Consider the following 9,845-nt stretch of genomic DNA (forward strand, 5'->3'; position numbering starts at 1 on the left):
GGCTGAAGAATTAGAACCCTACCTTCCCTTTTGGCAACGCTCTAAAACGTTACCCAAGTGGGATATCACCATTTTTCCTTTATGACCGGGGTGTTATTTAATCGCAAACCCCTAACAGATAATAGTGATTCGCAAAATTTTTATCTGAACCTAGGCTTGATAAGCCAATGACCAAAATGTCTACCTAGCCCATTTATACCAAAATAACTGTAGCGGACGAGACCTATCTCTATTGATTAAGTAATAGACTTGTTGCGGAATAAGCTCAAAAATCCTTGAAACCTGCTCCTAGAAAGCATTTCAGTAATTTTTAATCGAAATCCTTGAGCCCCAATCTCTGTAAGCATTTCAGCGATTTTAGTTGTTATTTTGCAACAGGTCTAATGAAGTAGCTGCTTCCCCAATAACCACAGCAAAGTTATCTAATCACTACAAAAAACTTGCCATTTGACAAGCAACTTTTTATTGTTTTCGATATTTTTTGATGTACATTTCACGGAGCGTCTGAAGATACTCCGGCTCAGTCTCGATCGTTGTCCAGATGTGATGAGCGAGCGCAAGCTTCTGCTTGTGCTTTTCAGAAGGAAACCTACGATGTTCTCCCTGCGAGAACCAGTGATTCACTGTAGTAAGCGAACAGTCGCAGATATAAGCTATCTCTTCCCTTGTCACATTCCAGTGTTTTAGAAACTCATCGAGTTCCATGTGCTCATCTTTTAAAGGCTGGAGGTACGCTTCTAATACAGCCCAGTGTCTATGAGCCGGGGACTGAGGAGCAATAGCCATTGTCATCTTATTTGCCACTATGACAATTTAGAATCATTATAAACTGGTAATTTCCACTGTGGCTGTTGACTGCCAAAATTGAGTAGTGTTGGCATTTAAGACAAAAAGTCGAAAAAACTTGACTCAAACTAGTAAATACGTACTATAAGTACTTTAACATGCTGTCCACGTTTTCTGAGTCAAGAAGAACAAGCAATTTTCCCTTCTAGAAATGGCTTTTGAAAGGTTAGCTATCAAGTTTGCTCACAGATACATCTAAGAGTCACAGGGTACGCATTATGAGCAAAGTTACATATTCTTTTCGCTTAGATGCTTTAGGAAAAACGCCTAAAGACAGGGAAGAAGTGCGGCGCTACTTCTGGGAACTGATGATCCAGCAGCATACTCCACTGATCAATCAACTAAATCTTCAGGTAGCTCAGCATCCTAACTTTGCTAATTGGCAAAACAATAACGCGGTAGACGCTGATGATTTAAAGCGTCTGTGGCGATCGCTTAAGAAGCAACCCCAATTTGAAACCATGTCTGAGCGTGCTTTTGTTTCAGCACGGTTAGTTACAAATAACACGTATGAATCCTGGTTAGCTCTACAGGCAAAGCGTCAGGATGAGTTGAACAAACTGCTTCATTCCATTGAGGTTCTGAAAACGGATGTTGAGTTGATAGCGATCAGTAGCTGTGACCTGGATGCCCTACATAATAGGGCGAAAGACGTTTTAAGCGAAGTGAATGCCCAAATCTCTGAGGATAGCAAGAAGAAAAGTAAGAAAGCGATCGAGGGGGGAATCTATAAAATCCTATATGACAAACACCGCACAACAGACGATTTACTAGAGAAGTGTGCGGTTGCATATTTAATCAAAAACAGATTCAAAATCAAAAGTGATGAAACTGAGGAGGATGTCAAAAAACTAGGCGATCGCATTCACCGCAAGCAAAAAGAAACTGAGATCCTTCAAAAACAATTGCAAAGCCGTCTACCGAAGGGGCGTCCGTGGGTGGGTAAAGACATTCTGGATGAAATTGCATCGATCGGTGTTGTAGAAGATGAAACTGAGTGGAATTCAATAGAATCGGCATTACTCAAGAAGCAAACTTTCCTGCCACATCCGATTTTGTTTGAAAGTAGTGATGACTTAATCTGGGCTGAACCTGAAAGATTTCAGATTAAAGATATACAGTCAGATGAAGAGAACTCCAGGGATACGGAGATTGAGGGGTTACAAGCCGAGAATTTGCAAGCTGGGAAAGAGAACTCCAACACTGAACCTCGAAAGCGAGTTTGCGTTTGTTTTAAGAGCTTTGACGAGAAATATGCTTTTGAAGTTGCTGGTGATTACCGTCATATTCATGCTGTACGGCAAGCTCTAGAAGAGCGCAAAATTTATGACGAAGATACGACCAAAAATACATCTGCATTGTTTCTGGTGCGCTCTGCAACTTTGATCTGGAGGGAGTACAAGAAGAATGAAAATAGGATCGTGCGTCGTCGGAAAGTTGCAAACAAGCGAGCCAATCGCGAAGGGCAGTCCGCTGACATTAAACCCGATAGTTTACCTGCTCCGGAGTTTTATGACCCGGACTTTCCCTGGAATCGGTATCAATTATTCTTACATTGCACAATAGAAACCCGGTATTTAAGTAAAGAGGGAACCGAGCTTGACATCGAAAAGCAAAAGAAATCCACTGCCAAAACACTTCAAACCTTAGAAAAGAATATTGCCGAATTAGAAGGGAAGGGTGAATCAACGAAAACTCGTAAGGACCGTCACAGTCGTCAATCTGGAACTCTGAGACGACTAGAGAATTATGACAATAACTATGAGCGTCCCAGTAAACCCCTCTACGCTGGACAACCTCATATTGTTACTGGTGTTGCGCTTGGTTCAAGTGGGTTGACCACAGCAACGATCGCAGATGCTACTTCAGACAAGATTCTGGAATGTCGAGGTCTCAAGGCATTACTTGGCAAGAACTACGAACTAGTCAAACGTAGACAGTTTGAACGGCAACTAAACTTGCGTCGCCGTACTCAGAACCAGAAGCGGGGTGCTAACGACCAGTTTGGAGAATCAAATTTGGGTGACACAATCGATAAACACACTGCAAACGCTGTAATTGATTTTGCCAAGAAGCATCAGTCAGGTTGTATCGTTTTACCTGACATGAATGATTACAGGCGACGGAAGCAGGCTGAAATTGCAGCGTTTGCAGAACGTGAGTGTGGCGGATGGAAAGGTATTGAGAAGAAGTTTGCAAAAGCTCAAAATGAGAAGATCCACTCGTGGAGTTACGAACGTCTGATCAAATACATCACCAATCAAGCCGAGAAGGAGGGGATTTTAGTGAAGATCGGGCGGCAACCGCTCCAAGGCAGTTCTCAGGAACAGGGAAAACAGATGGCGATCGAGGTATACAAGGCGATCGAGGCATACAAGAATAAAGCTAAATCAGAAAAATCTCGTCCTAATAAATCTGCTTAGCATTGAAGTTTTGGTGATTTTTACGGTACATTAGTACTGGCGCACGAACCAGACTAGCGTCACTACGATGCGAGTTTTAGGAAATGGGACAGGTTCATTGCTTTCCGTCCCTAGCACTGCCCGCTTACTCACGCTACCGCAAGGTGGGAACAATTCAGCGCTGTGAGTTCGCGATTCTCTACTGTTTGTGACAAACGTTTGTTTGCCTGGCAGTACAGCAAGATTGTGTATCAGACCAAGTTTGGCGAAGATGCATGGCAGGCTGAATCGCCGATGAAACCATCGGACTTCCCCTAAATTTTTGGCAAACCGAAGCGGGATGAAAAATCCCAGTACCTTTGCCAAAGTTCTAAAATCCCCATCAGTTCAAAGGTTTGGCAGCATAAGTAAACTTTCAATCCAGACTGAATCTAATTTTTTTAAGATGCTGCATATACCTTTGGCAAAACCGCTGATGAAACTCAGACCGATGAAAGGTTTTAGACTATAGAGGCGCAATCGCCTTTTTGGATACGGGTAAGTTGAAAGCGAGAAACCCGCAGGTTTGTATCAGCCAGCTCTTTCGGCGCAATCGCCTTTTTGGATACGGGTAAGTTGAAAGTTAATAGCCATAATTCGCAGCCTCATTGCGATGATTGGGCGCAATCGCCTTTTTGGATACGGGTAAGTTGAAAGATTCCAGCACCTTTTGATCAGCTTGCTACTTACGAAGGCGCAATCGCCTTTTTGGATACGGGTAAGTTGAAAGTTGTCCCCTCCTCCTGCGCGATAGTGCATCTAATCGGCGCAATCGCCTTTTTGGATACGGGTAAGTTGAAAGACGAACTCGCTCATATTCTTCGCCAGTAAGCTGGCTGGCGCAATCGCCTTTTTGGATACGGGTAAGTTGAAAGATGTTGCTCCTAATTGAGTAACAAGACTCTTTTGCTGGCGCAATCGCCTTTTTGGATACGGGTAAGTTGAAAGTAAATGTACCCCTCGTCATAGGGGAGTCCGAAGCGGCGCAATCGCCTTTTTGGATACGGGTAAGTTGAAAGAGGACTGTGGTTGGTAGCCGGAGTGCAAACACAACTGATGGGCGCATCGCCTTTCTGGATGCGGGTAAGTTGGAAGGATAGGGCTTTTGATTCTCGATTTATGCAAATCGTCTGGCGCAATCGCCTCTTTGGATACAGGCAAGGTGAGGGCATATCTCTTTCTACTTGATAAGTGTCTGCGGGGAGTTGAGAGACGAAGCGTGACGATCCCAATGTTTAAAACTGTTTCGCTGAGCTTGGGTCAACTAAGAAACAAATTACCTTAGTTTCCAGTACGACATCCGGAGCACAGTCATCTTTTGAGACATCGTTGAGCTCGTTCCGCATTCCTTAGCCATTCCAATTTTTCTGTAGTAGCGAAACTCTGCTTCTTGCAGCGATCGCTTCACAACGCTTAAATATTTGCAGACCCCTGCCTCTTTCCCTTCCCCCTACAAGTATTGTGAGAGATGAGCAAACCTTTTTGCTTGCCATAAGGCAAGACCTATCTCGGGAGTAAGCTAAAATTTTGGAGTATTAGGAATTAATAGGTCTTCGGAATTGACATATATTCCTTCGCTCTCACCTACAAGTTGACACGTATTCCTTCGCTGTCTCTCACGAATTGACACGTATTCCTTCGCCTATCCTACGAATTGACACTCAATTCTTCGCTGCTGTGACATTTAATCCTTCGCTGTGACATTTAATCCTTCGCTACGGACATTTATTCCTTCGCTCTACAAATGTACAGTACAAAAAGGCGGCACCCAGATTCGAACTGGGGGTAAGGGATTTGCAGTCCCCTGCCTTACCACTTGGCCATGCCGCCGCTCGTTGAATCATCAATATATCAAATTTTGGGTCTTCCGTACCATCTTTACGACTCTTCTAAAACTCTGAAAGACGTTCCTCGCTGAGGCACATCCTTCAATTTTGCTTGGCTGAAGCAAAATTGTAGCAAATCGGCGAATTGTGATGTAAATCACAAAAAGATCTGTATGCGATCGCGTTTTTAAGTTTACTTCAAAGTTACTTTATCAAAGCATCATCTTCATTTCTAAAAAATCTTTGCGGCTCTCACCTTAACTGCTATGCTTCCCCCCTCCCCCCTCCTCATTGCTCAGATTACAGACACTCATCTATTTGCGGGCAAGAGTCAGGAATTGCTTGGTTTACCAACTGCCAAATCTCTGAACGCAGTGTTGAGTTGCTTACAAAAATTGCAGCCTCAACCAGACTTACTCCTGTTGACAGGCGATTTGTCTCAAGATGAGACAGTTGAATCCTATTATTGTTTGTATCAGTTTTTACTACCTCTAAAAATTCCCGTTTACTGGCTACCTGGGAACCATGATGTTCCTTCCGTTATGGAGCAGGTTCTGAATACTGCGCCCATCTCAGCCGAAAAAACGTTTCAACGAGGAGGCTGGAATTTTGTGTTACTTAACTCAGCAGTTTCGGGTCGAGTGGACGGCAAGCTCTCCTCCCAAAGCTTGAATTGGCTGGAACAGCAGCTCCAGGCAAATCCCCACCCTACCCTGTTGGCATTGCATCACCCGCCTTTTCCTATTGGTTCAAATTGGATAGATGAAATTAATTTGCAGAACTCAGCAGATCTGTTTGCCGTGCTCGACCGCTATTCTCAGGTCAAGCTAGTACTGTTTGGTCACATTCATCAAGAGTTTGATCACTGGCGGCACAGTGTTCGCTATCTAGGAACTCCCTCGACCTGCGTGCAATTCAAGCCCAACAGCGCAAACTTTGCCCTGGATCAGCTCAAGCCAGGATTTCGATTGCTGTATCTTGATCCAGACGGAAACTACAGTACTCGGGTAGAGCGTATAGACTGTGTTAACCAATTATACTTTGCTGCAACGGGATACTAAGCTGTTACGCCATCGCTGAACCACAAGCTGTAGTGGAGCGGATAACCAACTATCGTACTGAGGATAAATCGGTAAACGAGGCAAAAGCTGCCAGCCCGCTTCTACTAAAGTTTGATTCAATGCTGCATCCCGTGGATGAGGGTAGTCCGGATTAACCTCATCTTTGGGGCTAATACCACCTAAATCTCTTGCACCTGCTTCAATGCAAGCAATTAAAAGATCTGCATCAGGAATTAGATTGGGAGGAATTTGAAGGGTAATTTCTGGCGGCAGCATGTCACGGGCGATCGCCACCATTTCCAATAGTTGGTCAATCTCAAAAGCAGATCCCTGCCAGCTTTGCTGCTGTCCGGGGCTGTGGGGCTGCAAAATTACTTCTTGAATGTGTCCCCAACGCTGGTGGACTTGGGCGATCGCCTCTAATGTTTGCAGGCGATCGGCGACTGTCTCACCAATCCCTAGCAACAGCCCTGTTGTAAAAGGGATACGCAATTCTCCTGCCCACTCCAACTGTTGAAGACGCAGAGCGGGTTCCTTACTGGGAGCGTGCCGATGCACAGTCTTGAGCAACTCAGGTGTGACCTGTTCTAGCATTAGCCCCATCGACACATTCACCGTTTTAAGCTGAGCCATTTCTGCAAAGCTCAACGGTCCAGCATTTGTATGAGGCAAAAAACCTAGCGACAGTGCCAACTCACACAGATGATAGATCCGGTGAAACCACTCGTGCCGTCGCGCGCTAAGCGGATGCACTTCACCACTCAAAATCAGGATTTCAATAATTCCCCGATCTTGAAGCCGCTTTAACTGCTCCTCTGCCTGTTGCAAAGACATCCAGTCATCTGTTCCTGGATCGACGCGAAAGTTGCAGTAGGTACAGCGGTTAAAGCATTCGTAGGTTGGCACCACCGTATAAGCGGGGCTATAGGTCACAACCTGAGTAGACAAAACCAATTCCCCTAAAACATCAGCAGCCTGTCCTGCCCTTGATGGCTGCGCCTCTTAGCATAGACGTTTTTGATGTGGGTTTTCACGGTATTCAAACTAATGCGTAAAGCTTCAGCAATCTCCTGATAGCTATATTCCTGACGCAGCAGTAACCAAATTTCAGCCTCTCGCTCCGTCAAGTCATACTTGCGGCGCTCAATCCAAAGCTCTTCCTGCAAAACTTCGTTATGGCTCTCAATCAGAAGCAGGATGAACTGACGATTGACAGGACTAGCGTTCTCACCGTGAGCAGGTTTTGGGCTAAACCAGCGCGCTCGAATACGGAGTCGTAGTCCTGTAGAAGTTTCACTTTCTACAATTAGAACGTGTTCCTCTGAACCAGACTTCCTAATTAAGCGGTGGCAAATTTCAGCTAGCGCAGAGGGCAAAACACTAAGTTCACAATCGTTCTGGGTGAGCTGTTGACAAAGTTCTCTAGCCTTGAGATTGAGGTGAACCAGACGCATATTTGGGGCAACAACAATCACTCCCTCTGGCAATAAATCAACCAAAGCACCCCAAAATTCACTCGAATCAGTAGAGTCAGTTGAAAGAATTTCTACTCTAGGAGGTTCAGATTTCGGGGCAAGCTTGTTTGGGACAGGCTTATTTGGGGCAAGCTTAGAAGGCTTTAAGCCAGCATTTGCTTTGTTGAAAAGAGGCTTTGTTGACAAACCGTACTCAACTGAAGAATGCATCGTAACAAATGATTCTTGAGAGGTGGGGCAAAGACGGATTGACATAGGTTTAGTACTCATCAGGCTTTGAGGTCATTCTGCTGGTTGCAAAAGTGAACTCGCAATGAGCTGGCCGTAAGTAGCCCTAGTAGGGTGAAGTTAGCACATATAAGCTGAAGTGGGGTGAAGCGCACTGAAGCAGTGTGAAGTTTTTCTATAGTTACGGCAATCTGTCCGCGAAAATGCGGAATAATGACGGATGTAAAATTAGTGGATTGGATATTGCAGAGCAATATCCAATCCTTGAATATCTACCAAAAGCTTGCTCTGCTAACGGGTCAATCTCGTTTGCCCCGTAGAGTTACTTGGCAGAACTATGTTCTGCCTCATTGCTGAGTGGAATAGCTTGTAGACTTACAGCGTTTGTGGTGAAAGCCGTCCACTTTCCGAAAGAGAATCACTTGGAAGTGGATCAACCGCTGTTGTCTACCACTCGATCCTATCCATCAGGTAAAACGCTCAGTTTGGGTTGCTTAATCAGGTGATGTTTAGATTATCGAACTGAAGCTTGTGAAGTGGCTCACCCGTTTGGGTACATTCGATACTTAAAATTACACGCTTTTTTGTAATGCGATCGCAAATCCTCATAACAGACAGCGGAAATAAATATGGTTTCTGTTTCTCAACCGATGGTTAACCCAGAGTCACTAGATCGGTGGTTTCCAATAGAACGGCAACGCAGCTATATCACCGCTTTACAAGAAAGGGGGGGACTAACGCGCCTTCGAGCAGAATATTTTGTCAAACTGTGGGCGTACTTGCTATTGAAGTCGCAGCAGGAGCGAGGGGAGGCGTTAGACCAACCACTTACTCGACTTTATCCGATGACGGAAATGATTCCCTGTACCCACCGAGAAGCAGCAGAGCTATTTTATGGTCAACAGGAAAAAGGGAGCGATCGCGCTGCGGGAATGATGCTCGATCGCCTGATTGGTCTAGGTTTGTTAGAAAAACGATTTGATGGACAAACGCTCTGTTTAAGAATTCGAGACCTACCAGAGCTAATTTTTGCTGAGCAGTCTGAATCTCTAGAATCCGTCCAGCTTTACCCGGATGCTTTTAATCCACGAACTGACGTTATTCCGGTTGCTAACCTATTTGTCAAAAACTACACCGAAATTCTTCGAGATGTTTCTGCTGCCGCAGCCGCCCGTAAAACCGCTAAGTGCTTGAGAAACTGGTCACAGAACTACTCTGCTTGTATGAGAGTCTTACGCAGATCAGACAACCTGAACCCAGTTGGCATTAGTATTTTCTATCCAGTCAGCAGCGAATCAGAAGATAGTTTCTTCTTGCCGCCCAGCCGCAACTTCTTTTTGACAGCTGATACCGATGTCGATCCGTTTAAGATGGCTGCTCCCGGGGATCTGGACTGCACTTCTGTCTTCATTCGCGCTTGGATCATTGACACTCCCTACATGCAGGGACAGCACATCTACAGTTTTCTGAAGGATGCTCAGCAAACCCTGGCTCAAATGCAGAACGATTTTCCGAATCTTTGTGATTTGTACTCGCTGGTCGTTAGCCCTTCCTGTGAAGAGTTGCGGCAGGCGTTAGGTTTTCAGAAAACGCATCAGGAATCTCAGCGTTCTTATTACAGAGCTTATCTAGCGCTAGATCATTTCCTGGCTCTAGACATTAAGCAAGCTTTGAGTACTTTAAAGCCCAAGACTGCAAGAGCAGAGTAGGTTTGAGTCTTTGGGTCACAGCTTCATTGCACTGTATTTAATGAGAATCTCCTGTCAAACTTTACAAAAAGCAACGAAAGTCTTATACTCCTAATACGACGCAATTATCTGATGCGTCCTCTTACTTAACCAAGCACTCAATAACTATGACAACGACTCTACAGCGGCGCGAGAGCGCATCACTGTGGGAGCAGTTCTGCAACTGGGTAACCAGCACCGACAACCGCCTGTACGTAGGCTGGTTCGGCGTTCTGATGAT

6 protein-coding genes, 1 tRNA gene and 1 pseudogene are annotated in these 9,845 nt (G+C 45.0%); 5 read left to right on the plus strand and 3 right to left on the minus strand.

The features are described 5' to 3' along the window. Nucleotides 1-1,064: 1,064 nt before the first annotated feature. The gene (cas12k, locus tag H6F93_RS07920) at nucleotides 1,065-3,269 is read left to right on the plus strand and encodes a type V CRISPR-associated protein Cas12k (protein WP_190679995.1); all 2,205 of its coding nucleotides are present in this window, start codon (nucleotides 1,065-1,067) and stop codon (nucleotides 3,267-3,269) included. A gap of 162 nt (nucleotides 3,270-3,431) precedes the next feature. Then, the gene (locus H6F93_RS34585) at nucleotides 3,432-3,566 is read left to right on the plus strand and encodes a hypothetical protein (RefSeq protein WP_277882833.1); all 135 of its coding nucleotides are present in this window, start codon (nucleotides 3,432-3,434) and stop codon (nucleotides 3,564-3,566) included. Nucleotides 3,567-5,046: 1,480 nt separating this feature from the next. Here the strand turns inward: H6F93_RS34585 and H6F93_RS07925 are convergent. Beyond that, a tRNA-Cys gene (locus H6F93_RS07925) sits at nucleotides 5,047-5,117 on the minus strand. Nucleotides 5,118-5,379: 262 nt separating this feature from the next. Between H6F93_RS07925 and cpdA the strand changes: the two genes are divergently transcribed. Next, nucleotides 5,380-6,174 (plus strand): 3',5'-cyclic-AMP phosphodiesterase, encoded by a 795-nt coding sequence (gene cpdA / locus H6F93_RS07930; protein WP_190679996.1) that lies wholly within the window; start codon nucleotides 5,380-5,382, stop codon nucleotides 6,172-6,174. Here cpdA and cofG read toward each other — a convergent pair. Together cofG and H6F93_RS33305 are read right to left on the minus strand one after the other, a co-directional pair. Further along, nucleotides 6,148-7,122 (minus strand): 7,8-didemethyl-8-hydroxy-5-deazariboflavin synthase subunit CofG, encoded by a 975-nt coding sequence (gene cofG, locus H6F93_RS07935; RefSeq protein ID WP_242043350.1) that lies wholly within the window; start codon nucleotides 7,120-7,122, stop codon nucleotides 6,148-6,150. The two genes, cpdA and cofG, sit on opposite strands and share 27 nt — an antisense overlap. 11 nt (nucleotides 7,123-7,133) lie before the next feature. Continuing rightward, complete coding sequence (locus tag H6F93_RS33305) at nucleotides 7,134-7,904, minus strand: helix-turn-helix transcriptional regulator (RefSeq protein ID WP_199313555.1); 771 nt, start codon at nucleotides 7,902-7,904, stop codon at nucleotides 7,134-7,136. Between the two features lie 602 nt (nucleotides 7,905-8,506). Here H6F93_RS33305 and H6F93_RS07945 point away from each other — a divergent pair. Further along, nucleotides 8,507-9,586, plus strand: a complete 1,080-nt coding sequence (locus tag H6F93_RS07945; protein ID WP_206755713.1) for a hypothetical protein — start codon at nucleotides 8,507-8,509, stop codon at nucleotides 9,584-9,586. A gap of 146 nt (nucleotides 9,587-9,732) precedes the next feature. Then, nucleotides 9,733-9,845, plus strand: a pseudogene (locus H6F93_RS07950) (photosystem II q(b) protein); the annotation flags it as partial.

The sequence above is a fragment of the Leptolyngbya sp. FACHB-671 genome, from assembly GCF_014695745.1.
GTDB lineage: Bacteria > Cyanobacteriota > Cyanobacteriia > Elainellales > Elainellaceae > JAAUTN01.